Here is a 17,894-nt window from a genome sequence, read left to right on the forward strand (position 1 = left end):
TTCTCCTTTCTTGTTCGTAGGTGTTATTTTTGTATCAAAGCTTTTTTAATGAAGATGAAAATTTTAGGCCAATCATTCTTGGCCATTTTAATGATCGTGTTGGTAGCTTGTGAAAGTAGTTCCTTGTGTTTGTCAGGGCAAAATGCCATACAAGCTACTTTATATTCTGCATCTTCGGGTGTAGCAAAAGATACCACCTTAAATGGCGTTTATTTGTGGGGACTAGAAATGGCCACCAATGAGAATATGCCATTGATTGCCGATAGCGCCAGTGTAAGTGATATGTATTTGCCAACTGACATTGAGCGAGATACTACAGTAATGATCATTCGTGAGTTAACAGTGGCCAGTGATTTGCAAGATACTATGATGTTTATTTATGAGCGGGAATTGAATTACGTGTCTGGCGATTGTGGTTTTACATACAACTTGATGTTAGATACGGTTATTACGACGCTCAATATGATTGATTCGGTTGTTATCGAATACCCATCAGTTAAATACAATGAAAATTTAGAGAATGTTAAAATATTTATTGAGTCTTAGTATCCTACTTCTTTGTACTGGTTCGTGGGCACAAAAAACCGACGAGGAGCTTTCAAAGGAGGAAAAAAAGTTGGCCAATAAAGGGGAGCCTGGTTTGGCCTTTGGTCTCGACTTAGCACCTTTTATTAATCATCTGTTTTCCAACGAGCGATTCGGTGTTGAGGCTAATGTGCGATATACCATTAATCGGAAATGGCAAGCTGTTGGTGAAATTGGTTATGAAAATGTGGATATGGACACCGAGCAAATGAATTACACTTCAGATGGTAGTTTTGCTAGAGTTGGTGTCGATTATAACATTTTTCGAGTTGAAGAAGTTGGTAATAACGACAACATATTGCTAGGTGTAAGATATGGTGCTTCTATTCAGGAGCATAGTTGTCCCAGGTACACAGTAGAAGAAGTGTATTGGGGTAATGTTAATGGTTCTTTTTCACCATCAACAGTGGCCTCGCACTGGGGTGAATTTGTATTTGGTTTGCGTTCAGAAGTGTTGAAGAATTTTTATATGGGTTGGACAGTTCGCTTCAAAACCATTTTAAATGTGGGTGCCGATAATGAATTAGAACCGTATTCAGTACCTGGGTATGGGCGTCGTGATAGGCCGACTAACATGGGCTTTACCTACACGCTTGAATATCAGATACCCTTCAAGAAAGACAAGTGAGAAGATGGTTGATTCTATGGCAATAGATGCTGATTGGCAGTCGATTATTAATGAAATAGGGCAGGAAATACAGCCATACCAAAGTGCTGGAAAAGTTGCTGACTATATTCCTGAACTGGAGAATGTTAAAAAGGAAGCCTTTGGTATGTCCGTTGTTTTTATCGATGGGCGTGAGTTTAGCTTTGGTGATTCTGATGTTAATTTTTCAGTTCAAAGTATTTCTAAGGTTTATAGTCTAACAAAAGCTTTTTCCTTTTTGAAAGATGAGCTTTGGAAGCGAGTGGGAAAAGAACCATCGGGCAATCCATTTAATTCGCTTATTCAGTTGGAGCATGAAAATGGCAAACCGCGCAATCCGTTTATTAATGCTGGGGCAATTGTAGTTGCCGACTGTGTGGTTAGTAACGCTAATCAACCATTAAACGACACCATTGATTTTGTTAGGGAGATATCGGGCAATAAAAACATAGCTATAAATGAAGATATGTTTTTATCTGAAAAGCATTTTGGTCATCGAAACGCAGCTTTAGCTCATTTTATGAAGAGCTATGGAAATATTGAATCTGATGTTGAGGCGGTGTTAAACTATTATTTTGGTCACTGTTCATTATCAATGAATTGTCGAGATGTGGCGCAGTCATTTCTTTTTTTAGCTAACCATGGTCGTCATCCTTATAATAATCAGGAGTATTTAACGGCTAGTCAGGCAAAACGGATGAACTCATTACTACTAACTTGTGGTACTTACGATGCTGCTGGCGATTTTGCGTTTAGAGTAGGTATGCCTGGTAAAAGTGGCGTAGGCGGAGGTATTGCGGCTATTATTCCTGGCTTATTGTCTATTTGTGTTTGGAGTCCTGGCTTAGATAAATATGGTAACTCGTTGGCAGGAGCTAAAGCATTGGAGTTATTTACTACCAAAACAGGAATTTCCATTTTTTAAAGAGTGTTTGATGATAGGAAAAACTTTTAAAATAGCAGGCAGGTTTTTATTGCGTTATGGTTTGGCCATTGTATTGATATGGCTTGGGCTAATGAAGTTAAAAAATATCGAAGCTGATTACCTGAAAGATGTTTTGGCCAATTCATCATTGTTTAATTGGCTACTCAAATATTTTACATCCTATGCATTTTCCCAAATTGTAGCCTACTTACAAATGGCTTTAGGTGTTTTAATTGCTTTAAAGCCTGTTGCTCGCAAGGTATCTTTCTGGGGTGGCTTAGTTGCTACTGTTATTTTGTTTATTAGTGTATCAACTTTACTTACTTCTTCGTACGTGTGGCTTTCTCCTTATGGTTTTCCCGAGTTGTCGAAATTAGGACAAAGTATTTTAAAAGATGTTGTTTTGTTGGGAGCAGCTTTGTGGTGTGTAGGCGATTCGGCCTAGAAAGAGTTGATGAATTTTAAAAATATATCGAATGAATAATGTTACTGTCTTTTGTGCCTCCAGTCCAAAAGTTGATCAGGCGTATTTAAATGAAGCCAGCCAATTGGCCGAGGAATTAGTGAAAGCTGATTATGGAATTGTTTATGGTGGCGGTAGCGTTGGCCTGATGGGTTATTTGGCAGATAGAGCGCTTGAATTAGGTGGGCGTGTCAAAGGAATTATACCAGAATTCATGGTTGAGGTTGAGTGGGAGCACAAGGGCGTAAAAGACATGGTGCATGTAGCAGATATGGCTGATCGCAAAAAACAAATGGTAAGTTCATGTGATGCCGTTGTTGTTCTGGCAGGCGGTATTGGTACCTTAGAAGAGTTATTTGAAGTATTATCTTTGAAAAAATTAGGACAAATACAGCATCCAATAATTATTGTGAATACCAATGCTTACTTTGATCCAATTATTGATTTATTGGAGCAAATGATAAGTGAAAACTTTATGAATGCAGAGCATCGTCAACTATGGCAAGTTGTAGATTCAGCCCTTGATGTTTGTGAGGCAATTTCAACATCGCCGCTATGGAGTGATAAAGCGATTGAGTTTGCAGCTGTTAAGTAGTGTGTTGAAGTGTTATTCGTTCGTATTTTTAATTAATTTTGTGCAAACAGCTTTTAATGGGGGAAATAATTGCAACATATCAACAGGTTCAAAGTGTTGAAAAGCAGGTGGTACAACAAGATAGTTTATCGCTGAGCAAAAGTTTGCGTACGCCCATACAGCCCATAGTTGTTAAGGAGCCAAAGCACTTGCAACAAAGAAAGTATATTCCAACTCCTAAAATAGAATACCGATATTGGTCTGCTCAGGACTCGGTGTATTTTAACCTTAGAAAGGATAATGGAAAGGCCTTCATTAATAACGCGGTCTATTCAAGATCTCACGAGGACATGGAGGTGCTTGAAGAAAGTCAATTCAGCGATAGTGTGTCGCAAGTAGAAGCTATTATTGAAAAGCCAAAGTTTGAAATTAGTATACCGCCTCCACCTGTATCGGTTCGTAAAATTTCTCCGTTTGATGGTGCAAAAGATTGGATGGCTGGAGTAATAGTGCTCATGCTTATTATTGCAGGCTTCATAAAACTATCGGCTGGTAAATACTTGAGCGATTTGTTCTCATCTATTCGATATCAGCAATCAGCCACTAAATTGTTCTCAAGTGGCAATGTTCAAAATCAGAAACCTGGCTGGGCACTCACAGTGTTATTTTTCTTAAGTACATCTTTATTGGTATTTGAATTTGCACATATTGGAGGAAAAACGCCAGAGCGAATTAATCCATTCATGTTTTACGTGTTGGTTAATATAGGCGTTATTGCTTATTTCTTTGCCAAAAATATTTTATATCAATTTGTAGGCTACGTTTTTGACGTTCAATCCGCCACTAAAGAATACCTTTTTAATGCCAATATGCTTAGTAAAGTGTTTGGAATAGCCTGTTTACCCGTTGTTTGTGTTGTGCCTTTTGTTGATTCTCTAACGGCTATATTTGTTGTAAAGGCTGGGCTGGCGTTGTTTTTAATCATGTATGTAATACAATTACTTCGAGGTGCTAAAATAATTTTGCACAGCCCTCTTTCAATATTTTATATGTTTTTGTACTTTTGTGCCCTAGAAATTTTACCCTTATCAATACTTATTAAAGTAATGATATACTAGGGAATAGTAAATGAGGTAAAGGTTTAGTTGAATTTAAATTGAAGAACATTGAAGATTAAAAGAATCCTGGTTTCACAACCCAAACCCTCAACACCCAAATCTCCTTACTTTGATTTGGCTGAAAAAAGTAACCTGAAAATTGATTTCAGACCTTTTATTCAAGTCGAAGCAATTGCAGCGAAGGAGTTTAGGCAGCAAAAGGTGAACATTCTTGATCACACAGCAGTGATTTTTACTAGCAGAACGGCAATTGATCATTATTTCCGTATTGCAGAAGAAATGCGTTTGACAGTGCCTGATACAATGAAGTACTTCTGTATTTCCGAGGCTACAGCTTTTTATTTACAGAAATACATTGTTTACAGAAAGCGTAAAATTTTCCATTCAACCGGAAAGTTCTCAGATTTGGCTGATGTCGTTAAAAAGCATAAAGACGAAACATATTTGGTGCCTCTTTCTGACATTCATAAACAGGAAATTCCAACTTTATTAAATAAAGCAAAGGTAAAATATACAAAAGCAATTTTGTATCGCACAGTTAGTAGCGACCTTAGCGATTTAAAGGATGTTAATTACGATGTATTGGTGTTTTTTAGCCCATCAGGAATTGCATCGCTAATGCAGAACTTTCCTAATTTTGTTCAAAACGATACGAAAATAGCTTCTTTTGGACCTGCCACAGCAAAGGCTGTTAAAGATGCTGGCTTACGCCTAGATATACAGGCGCCAATGCCTCAAGCACCTTCAATGACAATGGCTTTGGAGCAGTACATTAAGCAGTTTAATAAAGCTCAAAAATAATTTAACCGTAATAGGTTTGATAATCCTCTTTGTCAATGGCAGAGAGGATTGTTTTTATCTGCATGATACATGGAGCAACAACGATTTACCTTTAAAAAGCAAGAGCGTTTGTGTAGTAGAGATACTATTCAAAGCTTATTCGATAAAGGGCAGTCGTTTGTCAAATATCCGTTTCGAGTTACCTATATGGAACTCGATAAAAATGAGAAGGCTGATGCACAAATATTAGTGAGTGTATCGAAAAGGCGGTTTAAAAGAGCCTACAAGCGTAATCGTTTAAAGCGTTTAATACGCGAAGCCTATCGTTTAAATAAGCACCAGTTAACGGATGAACTTAAGGAGCGAAATGTAAAGTTGGCCATTGCATTTATTTACCTGCCTACAGAAATACTTGATTACACATCCATTGAAAAGGCCATGCAAAAGGCTTTGAAGAGGGTAGGGAAAGAAGCTTTGAGTGATGGGTAAATTACTACTCAAATATCTGCAACAGCTCGGCCTAATTCTTAAAAGTGGTTTAGTGGCGCTTTTGTTGTTTCCTGTGAAGCTGTATCAGTGGTTTATTTCTCCTTTTTTAGGTGCTTCGTGTCGTTACACGCCATCTTGCTCGCAATACACCGTTGAAGCGTTAAAAAAGCATGGGCCTTTCAAAGGACTCTACCTTTCCATTAAGCGAATTTTAAGCTGCAATCCATGGGGTGGGCATGGGCACGATCCGGTTCCCTAACTGAACAATTATTATTTTTCTTATATTGTTGCCCATTGTAGTTTATTGTAATAGTTGGATGATGAAGAAATACCTGTTAAGTTTTGCTTTTATTTTGCTCTCGATTGCTTCGTTTGGTCAGAAGCAAACTAAAATAGTTGGTACCTGGTTAACTCAAGATGGAGACTCTAAAGTAGAGATAACTCAGAATGAAGATGGTGGTTTCACTGGACAAATTATTTGGTTGAAAAACCCAATCGAAGAAGATGGAACAGAAAAATTAGACAAGCATAATCCCGATAGTGAACTTAAGACTAGAAAAATTAAGGGACTTGAGATGTTGAAAAACTTCAAGTACGACGAGGATGAAGCGGAGTGGAGTGATGGTACTATTTACGATCCTAAAAGTGGAAATACTTACAAGTGCTACATGTGGTTTGATGGAAATCCTAATAAGTTGAATGTGAAAGGATACATTGGATTCTCTCTTATTGGTAAAAAAGTTAATTGGACACGAGTATTGGGAGATGTTTAGAAAATAAATCCCACTTGCACTGAAAGATAATCGGCCACTTTACCGTGAGCCTTTAAATTAACTCCTGCTATTAGACGGGAGTTTATTTTATAACGTAAATAATAGTTTTGCAGCACCGTATTGCTGGCCGAGCTACCTTTTAAAACATAGGCGCCAATCTGTTGCCCGAAAAGTAATTGCCCAAAAATAAATTCGTTACCAACTAAAGGAGCGATACTCCATAATTTAGGATCAATTACATTTTGCTGATATTCGACCAATATACTGCCAGTTATTGAGTTTATGCGGGATACCTGCCAACTTCTATTAGCAATAATTGTAAGCACTTGTTGATTATTTGTATTGGTAGTGTCTTCTTTGGCCGAATACCCTAAAAGGACCTCAATTCGTTTTTCCTTATTGAATTTCGAAAGTCTTTTTCTTGGCGGTATTATGTAAGAGTTGTTGGTGAACTCGGTGGCTATAGCTATAACCGGGTAATTTATGCCAAGGTTAGGCTGTTTAATACCTCCGTTTGAAATGTGTTGGAATGAGGCGCTGGCTTTAATCGCAAATTGCTTATTAATAAAATGATAAATACTTATGCCGCCATATAGTGGAAAGGCAAAGTTGGTACTATAGGTAAGATTTTGTGGATTACTAATTGCATCATACGGATTACTCATGTAGGCGATGCCGCCACCAAGCTTTATTGAGTACCTCCACTTGCCTCGTGTTTTTATAAATGGCTCAACGTAAGCTACGGAGCTAATGGCAAATCCTAAATCGTCATGTTCAAAATTCACATAATTAAAGCCAATGCCCCATTTAATAAAAGTGCCAAACTTTTCACGGATATTATCCTTTAAAAGCAACTGGCTTATTTCCAGCTCTGCACCATAAGGATGGGTGCCATTGTATGGATACAATGATTTGGTATGCACTTGAAACTGCCCGTAGTAGATGGATAACCCGTAAAAAGTTGGTGATTCGGATTGGTTCGTTTGCCCAATGCCCAATTGGCAAATAAAAAGGAGTATGGCAAGCCATACAACTAGATGACGATGATGGTGGGGCATACTCATCAGAACAAGTTAAGACATAAAACGCTTAATTTCCCGACAAAAATCTTTTTTGGTTCATTTTTTTCAGCGTATTTTTAAATGATCACTTAATAGCAGAAAAATGTATTTAAAAAGTATAAATCCGGCTACCGGAGAAATTATAAGAGAGTATGAGGAGTTTCATTCCGATGAGATTGATAATGCTTTAGAATCCAATTATAAAGCCTTTATGCAATGGCGAAAAGAATCTGTTGAAAGAAGAGCTAAGTTGTTGCGAAATGCCGCTGGAATTCTTCGAGAAAAACAAGAGGGATTAGCCTTTAATATAACGGTGGAGATGGGTAAGAATATTGTTGAAGCCCGTGCTGAAGTTGAAAAATGTGCCAAAGTATGTGAATATTATGCCGATAATGGAGCTGATTTCTTAAAAAATGAAATGATTGAAACGGAGGCTCAGCTATCCTATGCTTCAATGCAGCCAATAGGGCCTGTATTAGCTATAATGCCCTGGAATTTTCCTTTGTGGCAAGTGTTTCGTTTTGCAGCACCAACTTTAATGGCCGGTAATACTGGTCTGTTAAAGCATGCTTCTAATGTGCCGGGTTGTGCTTTAGCCATTGAAAATGTATTTGTTGAAGCCGGCTTTCCTGCTGATGTGTTTCGAACGCTGTTAGTACGAAGTAGTAAGGTGGAGAAAATTATTGGTGATAAACGTGTTAAAGCTGTTACTTTAACGGGTAGTACTCCAGCTGGTAAGGCGGTGGCTGCAACGGCAGGCAAGCATCTAAAAAAATGTGTGCTTGAATTGGGCGGAAGTGATCCTTATCTAATTCTAGAAGATGCTGATATTGATGCAGCAGTTGATGCTTGTGTGGCAGGTCGCATACTTAATACCGGGCAAAGCTGCATTGGGGCCAAGCGTTTTATAATCCTCGATGAGGTTTATGATGAATTTGCAACGAAGTTTACCGATAGGATGCGGGAGATTACTTTGGGAGATCCGTTTGATGAAGGGAAGAAGATGGGGCCTATGGCGCGTTATAAATTCAGGGAAGACATACATCGACAAGTTGAAAATAGTATTAACAAGGGTGCTAAGCTGTTAACAGGCGGATATATTCCTAAGCGTGATGGTGCTTTTTATCCTGCTACGGTATTGGGTGATGTGAAACCTGGAATGGTTGCCTACCATGAGGAACTTTTTGGTCCTGTTGCATCTTTAATTAGAGCGCGTAATGAGGCTGAGGCCATCCATATTGCTAATGATACTGTTTTTGGTTTGGGAGCAGCGGTGTTTACCCGTAATGTTGAACGCGGACAGCGAATTGCTGAGCAAGAACTAGAGGCTGGATGTTGTTTTGTTAACGACTTTGTGAAATCAGACCCGCGCCTGCCTTTTGGTGGAGTAAAAGAAAGTGGCTATGGTCGTGAATTGTCACATTATGGGATGAAGGAATTTATGAATGTAAAAGGCGTTTACATTAAGTAAGGGGCTACCATAAGTTTAGAATTTATGGTTCTGCCTACTATTTATTAGTGATGTAATAGCAACTGTATGGATTATCGAAAAGCGGTGAATAAGGCCGCTGCGTTATGTTCGCGCCAAGAATACTGTTCAGCAGATATTCGAAAAAAGTTAGTAGCTTGGGAATTGAGCGAAGAGGAGGTGGAAAAAGGTATTGAGTACCTGGTGCACGAGAAATTTATTGACGACAAGCGTTTTGCTGTGTATTACGTGCGCGATAAATTCATGTTCAATGGTTGGGGACGTATTAAAATCAGTTTTCAGTTGCGCGGAAAGGGTGTAGCATCAAGCGTAATAGACGATGCCTTGGAGCAATTGGATGAAGGTGCCTATAAAGAAAAATTGGCAGAATTATTGCATAGTAAAAAGCGGCAAATCAAAAATAAAGACCAATGGCAAACAAAAGCGGCTTTAGCACGCTTTGCTCAATCACGAGGTTATGAGTCTGATTTGGTTTTCCGAACGATTGATCAATTACTGAACAACATAACCTGAAGCATTTTGTAATATGAAGAAACTAACAAACATTACCCTGCTGGCCATAACGGCCTTTTTACTTTTATCTTTTGGGGCCGAGGCAAAGAAAAAACCCGCTTGGGTAAAGCAGCGCCCCAGTGACTCATCCTATTATATGGGTATTGCAAGCGTGCCAAAATATGGTAGTGCAGTTGAGTACCGTCAAATGGCTCGAGGAGCCGCCCTTAAGCAGATGAGTAGCGAAATAAAGGTTAATATTTCGTCCAATTCGGTATTGCAAAAGATCGAAACTGATAGCGAATACAAAGAAGCCTACGAGTCAAAAATCCAAGCTTCAGTGGAGCAAACGCTTGAGGGATATGAGGTGCTTACATGGGAGAATCGGAAAGAATATTGGGTGATGACGCGCCTATCGAAGCAGAAGTATGCCACCGCTCAAAAAATGAAGTTGGATAAAGCCAAAATGATGGCTGGCTCGTACTTGTCTGATGCCAAGAAAGCGATTGCCAATTACGATGCCTTTTCGGCCTTAAACTACCTTGCTAAAGGTGCAATAAGCCTGCAAGATCATTTAGAGGATGACTTGACTTACAAAACCGTTGATGGTACTTATAATGTGGGTACAGAGATTTTTAGTACCATACAAGATGTGTTTAGGCGCATTGAGCTAAGTCCAGTACAATCAAAATATCAAATTCAATTCTCAAAAAAAATGGAGATTCCAATTGGGCTTAACGCCTCCTTTATTGGAGTTAATGGTGATAAACGACCATTGAGCGGATTTCCACTAACCTATAACTTTACGAAAGGCGAAGGTGTTTTGTCATCTCAAAGCAAAACCAATAACCAGGGTTATACTTCTGTTTCTATTACACGTTTAATATCAAAGCGAAAAATGCAAGAGATAACCGCCAGTTTTGATTTTAGCCATGTTGCCGAGTCAGAAACGGATGAAGAAGTGTTGCGATTGCTTCAGATATTTTTTCCTGAAAAGCAAATGCCAACAGTAGGTATTGCTATTGAGGTGCTTAAGTCAAAAGCATATTTACTTAGTGAAGAAAAGGTGTTTGGTAATTTGGACGACAAAGGGGCTTTTACAGCCATGGTAAAAACTGAACTTAACGAAAACTTTTTCACTTTTACTACCAATATGGAGGAGGCTGATTTTGTGGTGAAAATAAATTCAAATTTCATCTCAGGTGACGAGCGAAAAGGTGATGGTTACTCGGTATTCACTGTGTTTGCAGACTTCAGTATCGCTATTAAAGATGTTAACTCGCAAACGGAAGTATTTGCTGATAACTTAACCGGTATAAGAGGTATGCGACCAGGTAATTTCGAATATGCTTTGAAAGATACCAGACTGAAATTAATTGAGGCTTTTAAAAAGAATATAGAACCCCGATTGGAGCAAGTGGATATGTAATGTAAATACAATATACCTTAAGACCCGAGGTGAGTAATCGCTTCGGGTTTTTTAGTAACATTGTGTTGGTTACAGCGTACGTGATGTATTAAATAAAACATGTTCGAATGAAGAAGCTATTGTTACTTTCGGGTTTAATTATGGTGTTTGGCCTGTTGGCTCAAGCGCAGAGTTCACAGCGAGTTAGTGCAAAGTTGTTTTATTCCCTTAGTCAAAAGCACCCTGAAGCACTTATTTTGGATGTGCGCCCAATGGCCAAATATCAGCGGTATCGACTTGATAGATCAATATTAGCTGCCACTAAAGAAGACTTAAAGCGAGTGGTGAAAAAAGTGGATAGAAGTGATACTATTTTTGTGTACTGCGAAAAAGAATTGCGCTCGGGACCTGCTGTAGAAATATTAGATAGCCTGGGTTATACCAATGTTTATGAATTAAAAGGTGGCTTAATTAGTTGGCGGCGTAATGGCTTACCATTGGATGATAAACCTTTGTTAGAGAAGTAATAACCCGAGTTCGATTAAAATTTAAGAGCTCAGATTTTATTAAGTGATTGATATACAATCTAAATTCTTGAGGCATCCCGAAACTCTCGGGATGGAGATTAAATTTAGAGCAGTAGATTGATTATTTAATGAAAAGGTTAATGTATCCACTTATAAACATCGATTTTCTACGTCATATTCGTTCGACATTACTTGTTCCGCGTTAAGCGGAAGCCCGCTCCCGAAAAATCGGGACTAGTTATGCCTTCACAAATAGTCCTTGAAACTCAATATTTATAAGCGATCTGAGCAATAAATTTTATGTCGAACTCGGGTTAATACCAAATGAATAACAAAATTATTGATAAAGCATTTTGCTTATATCATAGCTTGTCCCGAATAACGGGAGGTTTATGCCGAAACAGAATCACAGATTAATTTTTCATCAATCGTTTTTGATTCGTAATCGGTATAATATAGAGCTCTTTCCAAAAAGTAAAGAGCTCTATATGAGTCTTATTCCTTGACTTTAAAAAAGCCAATTACATCATTTAACTTAGTAATTTCTTTGTAGAACGAGTCTGTTAATGCTGAGATATTATCAGCAGCAGCAGCATTACCCTGAGATACATTGTCCAGTTCTAATATGGCCTTGTTTACTTGTTTAGAGCCTTCGTTCTGCTCTAGCGAAGCTGCTGAAATATCCGCAACCAGATTATAAGCCTTTTGTATATCAGGAACTAAGTTCTCGAAAATCTCACCTGCTTTAATGGCAATGTCGACTCCTGTAGTTGCTTTTTCGCTAATTTCGTTGGCCGATTCACGACTGCGTTCTGCAAGTTTGCGTACCTCGGCAGCAACCACTGCAAAGCCTCTACCTTCTTCACCTGCACGAGCAGCTTCAACAGCTGCATTAAGTGATAGGATGTTGGTTTGCATGGCAATCTCTTCGATAATTTGCACTTTTTCGGCAATCAGTTTAATGCCATCAACCGCTTGCTTTACTATCTCGCCTCCGTTGCTGGTATCTTTATAAGCTTGCGACATAAGTTGCTCCGTTTGATTGGAGTTGTCAGCATTCTGACTGATGTTGGCACCCATTTCCTCCATGGATGCAGATACCTCCTCGGTTGAAGTGGCTTGTTGCATCGATCGACTCGATAATTCATTGGCCGATTTAGTAAGTTTGGTGCCTCCCTCTGAAATATGAGATGCTGTTTGCTTGGCTTGAATGATGACATCTGAAATTTTGCTTGTCATCTGTTCAAACGTATAGGCTAGCTGGCCAATTTCATCCTGACGTGTTGTTAATGACGTTTCAATATGAGTGCTTAAGTCGCCTTTGGAAAGGTTGCGGACAACCTGGTTGAGCCTTAATATAGGATTCGCCAATGAGCGCGATATAAAATAGGCCATTGCTAAGGCAAAAATCATAAATATAATGCCTATAACAAATGAAAAGTTACGAATTGGGTGGAGCATAATTACCAACTCATTAGTTGGAACTAGAAGTACTGTTTTATGCCCCGTATCACCTATATTCATATAGGCTATCTCAAATGCTTCGTTGTTGATTGTGTGCTTACTGATTAGGCCTTTATCTGTTGATTTTAATATGGTTTCGGCCGCCTGTTCGCTTATTACTTCAGAAACCTGTTTCGAGACATCGTTGGCGTTTTGTGCGAGGTTAATCTTACCAAATTCATCGATGATACACATATAGCTATTTTCGCTAAAACGTTTTTTATTTAGCTCCTGAATCATTTCAGTTGGATTCAGTCCTACGCCAGCAATACCAATAGGATTATTTACATCCCCCATTAGAACATCAATAAATAAAGCTGTTTCGTTCAATTCTCGGTTGAAATCAATCATGTTAACAACCTTTTGCTTGCCTTTCATCAACTCAAAAAACCAAGTGTCGTCTGGGTCATCACTTGAAACTACATCAGATAGTTGATGGCCTTGTGTCCAGTAGTTGTTGGTTATTCCATTTATGGCGAAAATGGTAAAATAGCCAAATTCGTTTACAATGGCATCGAGCTTGTTTAGGGCGTGCCCCTTTAATTCATCATCTGTTTCACCTTCGTTAAACCACTTTAAAAGGCTCGGGTCCGATGCCAAAACCTTTGATGTTTCAATGGCTTTTTCAAAAGTGATTGTAAAATCGCTTTGTGCTGCCTCTATAAAGGTGTGTAGTTGCTGCTTTCTAATGTCTTCCGTTAAGGTGTTGCTAATGGTGTAGTAAAACGTTAGGCTAATAGCCGCGATTACTGTAAATACGACTATTCCAAAAGACAATAGAATTTTGGACTGAATGCTTCTTAGTTGCATACAACATACTTTTTATCTGGTGAAATCCAGAATTAATTAAACACTTTCAAATTCCCCTATTTTATGTAAAAGATAGGTCTACTTGAAGTTACAAGATTTCCCAATTCAACCTTTACAGAAAGTGAATAATACGCAAGTGAAGCTAAATAGTTGTGTATTTGTAATTGTTTTTTTTAGATATGCCCTGTGGTTAATTAGCTGAAATTCAACGAGCGTAATAAATAAAAAGGGCACATATTACTTGTGCCCCTCTGTTTTATCGTTCGTTATACTGGTTGTTATAATATTTTTCGTAATCGCCCGATAAGATGTTGTCGAGCCATTCTTTGTTAGCTAAATACCAATCAACAGTAAGTTCAATGCCTTCTTCAAATTGGAGCGATGGTTTCCATCCTAATTCATCCATCAATTTTGATGAGTCGATGGCGTAACGCATGTCGTGCCCCGCTCGGTCTTTAACAAAAGTGATGAGTTTTGCCGATTCACCCTCTTCGCGCCCAAGCTTTTTATCCATTACTTTACACAACTGATGGATCAGGTCAATGTTGGTCCACTCGTTAATGCCACCAATGTTATAGGTTTCACCATTGCTTCCCTTGTGGTAAATCATGTCAATGGCACGGGCATGGTCATGTACATATAACCAATCGCGTATGTTATCGCCCTTACCGTAAATAGGTATGGGTTTATTGTGCTTAATATTGTTTATCGATAGGGGAATTAGCTTCTCAGGAAATTGGTTAGGACCATAGTTATTGGAGCAGTTGGAAATAACCACAGGCATCCCATAAGTATGATGATAGGCACGTACCAAATGATCGGAACTGGCTTTGGATGATGAATAAGGACTGCGTGGGTCGTAAGCTGTTGTTTCGGTAAACAAGCCCTCGGCACCTAATGAGCCATACACTTCATCGGTTGAGATGTGGTAAAACAGTTTATCATCCATGCTATCTTTCCACACTGTTTTGGCAGCATTAAGCAGGTTAACAGTACCCAAGATGTTAGTCTTGATAAACGCCAATGGATCAGAAATGGAACGATCAACATGCGACTCAGCTGCCAAATGAATCACACCATCAAAAGTATGTTCGGCAAATAAGGCATCCATTTTATCGGCATCGGTTATATCTGCTTTGATAAATGAATAATTAGGTTTTGATTCAAGGTCTTTCAGATTCTCCAGGTTGCCGGCGTAGGTTAAGGCATCCAAATTATAAATGTGGTAATTAGGATAATTATTAACAAATAAACGAACAACGTGTGAGCCTATAAATCCAGCTCCACCAGTAATCAATATCTTTTTCATCTTTCAGCTATTTATAAAACGCATATACGCCAAGGTACTGAGTTTGTTTAGGGCAAAGTAACAAAAAAAGCCTCACAAGTGAAGTGAGGCTTTTCGAATATTGTAAAGTTGTTTTACTTAAACAGCTGCCACTTGCGGTGCACCTGCAGGTCCTTCGTACTTTGCATCGCCAAAACCTAAAATAGGGTAGAAGACAACTGGTAGCAAGAGTAAACCCAAGGTATAGCCAACGCCTTGGCCAAAGCTCTTTGATAATAAGTTAGTTGACCATATTGCAAGAATTATCCCAACACCAGGAATTAGCATTAAGAATAGCCACCATACTGGTTTGCCTACAATTTCTAATAAAACGATGATGTTGTAAATTGGAACAATGCACGCCCAACCTGGTTTGCCTGCTTTCTCAAATACTTTCCATAATGCTGCAATAACCAAAACGATTATAGCCATATAAGCTATGCCGCCAAATAATCCTAATTCTTCCATGTGTGTGAAATTTTTAATAGTTTGAAATAAGTTAGTGTTGTTATACTTTAATATTTAGTAATAGTTGCGTGAATTTAAACAAAAACAGGACAATCAAATGATTGTCCTGCTAAAATAATGCACATTAAACATGTTTATTTCACTTTTGTGTATTTGACATTCTTCATGGCGTCTTTGACTTTAACGCTGGGCTGAAAGCGTACTTTATTTCCTTTAATGTGTTTACTCTGAAAATCTTCTTCAATTTCAACACCCTCAGAACTCAAGCTTACGCGCAAGTAACCCAGATTGCCTAATTCAACTGTTGCCCCTTCGGTTAAAAACTCAGGTAAAATGCGTGTAAAAGCCACTAATACTGTTTCCGTATCAAGCTCGTTTACGGGCGATACCTCAGCAATGCGTTTAGCTAGCTTTTCTAAACTTATGTTCTCTGGTCGTACAATAGATCCATAATACTTTGGCTGACTCTCCGGTTTAGCCGGATTTTTCTTCGGTAGAACTTTGTAATTCATATCTTTTAAAGGTTTGGTTGCATTATTTTAATTGTTAAATCAAAGATATGATCCGCATACAAAAGTGCATATGACAAATGTTATGTTCTCTATGAGTTTGTTCTAATTGATGTGTAAGGCTTAGTTTTTAGTTTGTAAGGCATCACAAACTAAAAAGTGACCTGTTACAAATTAATTTGTCACCTGTTATAAAATGAAAATACACCTGAGACAAATCAATTTATCTCAGGTGATAAATTGAAAAGTAATAGGTGATAAAATCGGAGGGGTGTAAGGGTTTAAAATATAGGCATATACAAATCATGTAAATATCTGTTTAAAACACTATTTGTTTTGCCTGAGTAGTAGCAGACTGGCTTTTTATAGGGGGATAAAAACAAAAAAAGCTGCCAATTTTAATTGACAGCTTTAATATATTTTGATAAAGAAATTATTCAGAGGTGGCGATAAAATCTAGTGTTGTATTGCCACTTCCTTTGCCATTGCATATGGCTTATTTAATTCCTCTTACATTCTTTTCCCAGGCCCATGCCGAAGCTAGGGTTTCTTCCAGTGTTTTTTCGGCTTTCCAACCTAGCTCGTTGTTGCCATAAGTGGTATCGGCCCAAATTTTCTCGATATCACCTTCGCGACGCGGTACAATCTTGTACTTAAGATCTACCTCGTTTACCTTAATAAAGGCTTTAACCAATTGCATTACCGAGTAACCGGCTCCGGTTCCTACGTTAAAATATTCGTAATTGGCTTTGCTTTTTCCGCCCAACATACGGTCAATGGCTACCACGTGTGCTTTAGCCAGGTCAACCACGTTAATGTAATCGCGAATGGCAGTACCGTCTTCAGTATCGTAGTCATCGCCAAAAATGCTTAGCTCATTGCGTAAGCCGGCAGCTGTTTGTGTAATAAATGGTACAAGGTTGTTTGGCACACCCACTGGTAGCTCGCCAATTAGTGCTGTTGGATGTGCTCCAATTGGGTTAAAGTACCTTAAAGCAATGCAGTTTACGTTTTCGTTAGACTTGGTGTAATCGCGCATAATGTCTTCGCAAATGGCTTTAGTGTTGCCGTATGGCGATTCTGCTTCTTTGCGTGGTGTTTGCTCAGTCACAGGTAACACATCGGGCTGACCGTATACGGTGCACGATGATGAGAAAACCATGTGAGGAACGTTATATTTATTCATGCACTCCAGCAGGTTCATTAATGAGCCCATGTTGTTGCGGTAGTACTCCAAAGGTTTAGCTACCGATTCACCTACGGCCTTAAAGGCAGCAAAGTGGATGATTGCATCGATGTTCGGGTACTTTTGAAAGAAAGCATCAGTTAGTTCTCTTTCCGATAAATCAAACTCTTCAAAGGCTGGACGTATGCCGGTAATCTGTTCAATTTTATCCAATACCTCAATTTGTGAATTTGATAAGTTGTCAACAATTACAACTTCAAATCCTTTTTCCTGTAATTCTACTACGGTGTGTGAACCGATGTAACCAGTTCCGCCGGTTACTAAAATTTGCTTTGCCATTAGTGTAGCTTTTACTTTGTCGTTAAACGAGCTGTAAAAGTAATAAATCGTTCGCAATACCAACTCTATTAATAGGGCTTATTTGTATTTCAGGGCCTTAATAAAAGTTAAAAGTACTTTTATTAAGATGTTTGCTTGCAGTTTATGGTGAGTAAAGTGTTTTAAAAAAGAGCTTGATAAGTGCTTGCTTTTATTGAGTTACTAGGAAATACCGTTTTTAATGCTGTTATATTGGGAGTTACTAACAAAGCATCTAATAACTTATGCACAATGCTAAATTGGTAATTTATACTGTTATTTAGTAACTTAGCATCGCTAATAACGTTAAAGTAGACATTAGTACACATCTTATACACCTATTGTTAACAGCTTACCAACAGGTGTTGAAAGAAAGTTAATATCCTCAGCCTGCTTTTTTTTAT

The 17,894-nt window shown here is 38.4% G+C and carries 20 protein-coding genes; 14 read left to right on the forward strand and 6 right to left on the reverse strand.

Annotated features, from left to right (window positions below; all coding sequences use genetic code 11):
* The first annotated feature begins 48 nt into the window (after positions 1-48).
* The 10 genes from FNN09_RS00380 (at position 49) to FNN09_RS00425 (ending at position 6,353) form a co-directional block, all read left to right on the forward strand.
* Entirely contained in the window at positions 49-546 is a 498-nt protein-coding gene (locus FNN09_RS00380) for a DUF6452 family protein (RefSeq protein WP_143299482.1), read from the forward strand.
* On the forward strand, positions 521-1,213 hold the full coding sequence (locus FNN09_RS00385) for a DUF6048 family protein (protein WP_143299483.1): 693 nt from the start codon (positions 521-523) through the stop codon (positions 1,211-1,213). Before FNN09_RS00380 ends, FNN09_RS00385 begins: the two co-directional genes overlap by 26 nt.
* A 4-nt stretch (positions 1,214-1,217) precedes the next feature.
* Positions 1,218-2,156, forward strand: a complete 939-nt coding sequence (locus tag FNN09_RS00390) for a glutaminase (RefSeq protein ID WP_255433913.1) — start codon at positions 1,218-1,220, stop codon at positions 2,154-2,156.
* 10 nt (positions 2,157-2,166) lie between these two features.
* A complete protein-coding gene (locus FNN09_RS00395; protein WP_185968801.1) occupies positions 2,167-2,601 on the forward strand; it encodes a DUF417 family protein in 435 nt (144 codons plus the stop codon).
* Positions 2,602-2,632: 31 nt separating this feature from the next.
* On the forward strand, positions 2,633-3,214 hold the full coding sequence (locus FNN09_RS00400) for a TIGR00730 family Rossman fold protein (protein WP_143299486.1): 582 nt from the start codon (positions 2,633-2,635) through the stop codon (positions 3,212-3,214).
* A gap of 56 nt (positions 3,215-3,270) precedes the next feature.
* The gene (locus tag FNN09_RS00405) at positions 3,271-4,311 is read left to right on the forward strand and encodes a DUF4271 domain-containing protein (RefSeq protein WP_143299487.1); all 1,041 of its coding nucleotides are present in this window, start codon (positions 3,271-3,273) and stop codon (positions 4,309-4,311) included.
* A gap of 48 nt (positions 4,312-4,359) precedes the next feature.
* Positions 4,360-5,112 carry a uroporphyrinogen-III synthase gene (locus FNN09_RS00410; RefSeq protein WP_143299488.1) on the forward strand — a complete coding sequence of 251 codons (753 nt, stop codon included), beginning with the start codon at positions 4,360-4,362 and terminating at the stop codon, positions 5,110-5,112.
* 69 nt (positions 5,113-5,181) lie between these two features.
* Complete coding sequence (gene rnpA, locus FNN09_RS00415; RefSeq protein WP_143299489.1) at positions 5,182-5,580, forward strand: ribonuclease P protein component; 399 nt, start codon at positions 5,182-5,184, stop codon at positions 5,578-5,580.
* Positions 5,573-5,839, forward strand: a complete 267-nt coding sequence (gene yidD / locus FNN09_RS00420) for a membrane protein insertion efficiency factor YidD (RefSeq protein ID WP_143299490.1) — start codon at positions 5,573-5,575, stop codon at positions 5,837-5,839. The genes rnpA and yidD overlap by 8 nt, the downstream gene beginning before the upstream one ends.
* 61 nt (positions 5,840-5,900) lie before the next feature.
* Positions 5,901-6,353 carry a DUF2147 domain-containing protein gene (locus tag FNN09_RS00425; RefSeq protein WP_143299491.1) on the forward strand — a complete coding sequence of 151 codons (453 nt, stop codon included), beginning with the start codon at positions 5,901-5,903 and terminating at the stop codon, positions 6,351-6,353.
* Here FNN09_RS00425 and FNN09_RS00430 read toward each other — a convergent pair.
* Positions 6,350-7,417, reverse strand: a complete 1,068-nt coding sequence (locus FNN09_RS00430; protein ID WP_143299492.1) for an acyloxyacyl hydrolase — start codon at positions 7,415-7,417, stop codon at positions 6,350-6,352. The genes FNN09_RS00425 and FNN09_RS00430 overlap by 4 nt on opposite strands.
* Positions 7,418-7,517: 100 nt before the next feature.
* Here FNN09_RS00430 and FNN09_RS00435 point away from each other — a divergent pair, with 100 nt between their 5' ends.
* The 4 genes from FNN09_RS00435 to FNN09_RS00450 all read left to right on the forward strand — a co-directional run bounded on the left by FNN09_RS00435 (position 7,518) and on the right by FNN09_RS00450 (position 11,330).
* On the forward strand, positions 7,518-8,885 hold the full coding sequence (locus tag FNN09_RS00435; RefSeq protein WP_143299493.1) for an NAD-dependent succinate-semialdehyde dehydrogenase: 1,368 nt from the start codon (positions 7,518-7,520) through the stop codon (positions 8,883-8,885).
* Positions 8,886-8,951: 66 nt separating this feature from the next.
* On the forward strand, positions 8,952-9,416 hold the full coding sequence (locus tag FNN09_RS00440) for a regulatory protein RecX (protein ID WP_143299494.1): 465 nt from the start codon (positions 8,952-8,954) through the stop codon (positions 9,414-9,416).
* A 13-nt stretch (positions 9,417-9,429) separates the two neighbouring features.
* Entirely contained in the window at positions 9,430-10,824 is a 1,395-nt protein-coding gene (locus FNN09_RS00445; protein WP_143299495.1) for an LPP20 family lipoprotein, read from the forward strand.
* Between the two features lie 107 nt (positions 10,825-10,931).
* Positions 10,932-11,330, forward strand: a complete 399-nt coding sequence (locus FNN09_RS00450; protein ID WP_143299496.1) for a rhodanese-like domain-containing protein — start codon at positions 10,932-10,934, stop codon at positions 11,328-11,330.
* A gap of 495 nt (positions 11,331-11,825) precedes the next feature.
* On the opposite strand, the gene FNN09_RS00455 is transcribed toward FNN09_RS00450, so the two are convergent.
* From FNN09_RS00455 to galE, 5 genes are all read right to left on the reverse strand, one after another.
* Positions 11,826-13,643, reverse strand: a complete 1,818-nt coding sequence (locus FNN09_RS00455; RefSeq protein ID WP_143299497.1) for a methyl-accepting chemotaxis protein — start codon at positions 13,641-13,643, stop codon at positions 11,826-11,828.
* Between the two features lie 256 nt (positions 13,644-13,899).
* Complete coding sequence (gene rfbB, locus FNN09_RS00460) at positions 13,900-14,952, reverse strand: dTDP-glucose 4,6-dehydratase (protein WP_143299498.1); 1,053 nt, start codon at positions 14,950-14,952, stop codon at positions 13,900-13,902.
* A gap of 117 nt (positions 14,953-15,069) precedes the next feature.
* A complete protein-coding gene (locus FNN09_RS00465) occupies positions 15,070-15,438 on the reverse strand; it encodes a DUF5684 domain-containing protein (protein WP_143299499.1) in 369 nt (122 codons plus the stop codon).
* A gap of 134 nt (positions 15,439-15,572) precedes the next feature.
* Positions 15,573-15,950, reverse strand: a complete 378-nt coding sequence (locus tag FNN09_RS00470; RefSeq protein ID WP_143299500.1) for an HU family DNA-binding protein — start codon at positions 15,948-15,950, stop codon at positions 15,573-15,575.
* A gap of 493 nt (positions 15,951-16,443) precedes the next feature.
* The gene (galE, locus tag FNN09_RS00475) at positions 16,444-17,472 is read right to left on the reverse strand and encodes a UDP-glucose 4-epimerase GalE (RefSeq protein ID WP_143299501.1); all 1,029 of its coding nucleotides are present in this window, start codon (positions 17,470-17,472) and stop codon (positions 16,444-16,446) included.
* Between the last annotated feature and the right edge of the window lie 422 nt (positions 17,473-17,894).

Origin of the sequence: Carboxylicivirga sp. M1479, assembly GCF_007097485.1 — a bacterium.
Classification (GTDB): Bacteria; Bacteroidota; Bacteroidia; order Bacteroidales; family Marinilabiliaceae; genus Carboxylicivirga.

Coding starts and splice junctions, on each gene's coding strand:
- FNN09_RS00395 (WP_185968801.1), top strand. CDS start 2,167: ATGATAGGAAAAACTTTTAAAATAGCAGGCAGGTTTTTATTGCGTTAT.
- galE (WP_143299501.1), bottom strand. CDS start 17,472: ATGGCAAAGCAAATTTTAGTAACCGGCGGAACTGGTTACATCGGTTCA.
- FNN09_RS00470 (WP_143299500.1), bottom strand. CDS start 15,950: ATGAATTACAAAGTTCTACCGAAGAAAAATCCGGCTAAACCGGAGAGT.
- rnpA (WP_143299489.1), top strand. CDS start 5,182: ATGGAGCAACAACGATTTACCTTTAAAAAGCAAGAGCGTTTGTGTAGT.
- FNN09_RS00450 (WP_143299496.1), top strand. CDS start 10,932: ATGAAGAAGCTATTGTTACTTTCGGGTTTAATTATGGTGTTTGGCCTG.
- FNN09_RS00405 (WP_143299487.1), top strand. CDS start 3,271: ATGGGGGAAATAATTGCAACATATCAACAGGTTCAAAGTGTTGAAAAG.
- FNN09_RS00385 (WP_143299483.1), top strand. CDS start 521: ATGTTAAAATATTTATTGAGTCTTAGTATCCTACTTCTTTGTACTGGT.
- FNN09_RS00455 (WP_143299497.1), bottom strand. CDS start 13,643: ATGCAACTAAGAAGCATTCAGTCCAAAATTCTATTGTCTTTTGGAATA.
- FNN09_RS00465 (WP_143299499.1), bottom strand. CDS start 15,438: ATGGAAGAATTAGGATTATTTGGCGGCATAGCTTATATGGCTATAATC.
- rfbB (WP_143299498.1), bottom strand. CDS start 14,952: ATGAAAAAGATATTGATTACTGGTGGAGCTGGATTTATAGGCTCACAC.
- FNN09_RS00425 (WP_143299491.1), top strand. CDS start 5,901: ATGAAGAAATACCTGTTAAGTTTTGCTTTTATTTTGCTCTCGATTGCT.
- FNN09_RS00430 (WP_143299492.1), bottom strand. CDS start 7,417: ATGAGTATGCCCCACCATCATCGTCATCTAGTTGTATGGCTTGCCATA.
- FNN09_RS00440 (WP_143299494.1), top strand. CDS start 8,952: ATGGATTATCGAAAAGCGGTGAATAAGGCCGCTGCGTTATGTTCGCGC.
- FNN09_RS00435 (WP_143299493.1), top strand. CDS start 7,518: ATGTATTTAAAAAGTATAAATCCGGCTACCGGAGAAATTATAAGAGAG.
- FNN09_RS00390 (WP_255433913.1), top strand. CDS start 1,218: ATGGTTGATTCTATGGCAATAGATGCTGATTGGCAGTCGATTATTAAT.
- FNN09_RS00400 (WP_143299486.1), top strand. CDS start 2,633: ATGAATAATGTTACTGTCTTTTGTGCCTCCAGTCCAAAAGTTGATCAG.
- yidD (WP_143299490.1), top strand. CDS start 5,573: ATGGGTAAATTACTACTCAAATATCTGCAACAGCTCGGCCTAATTCTT.
- FNN09_RS00445 (WP_143299495.1), top strand. CDS start 9,430: ATGAAGAAACTAACAAACATTACCCTGCTGGCCATAACGGCCTTTTTA.
- FNN09_RS00380 (WP_143299482.1), top strand. CDS start 49: ATGAAGATGAAAATTTTAGGCCAATCATTCTTGGCCATTTTAATGATC.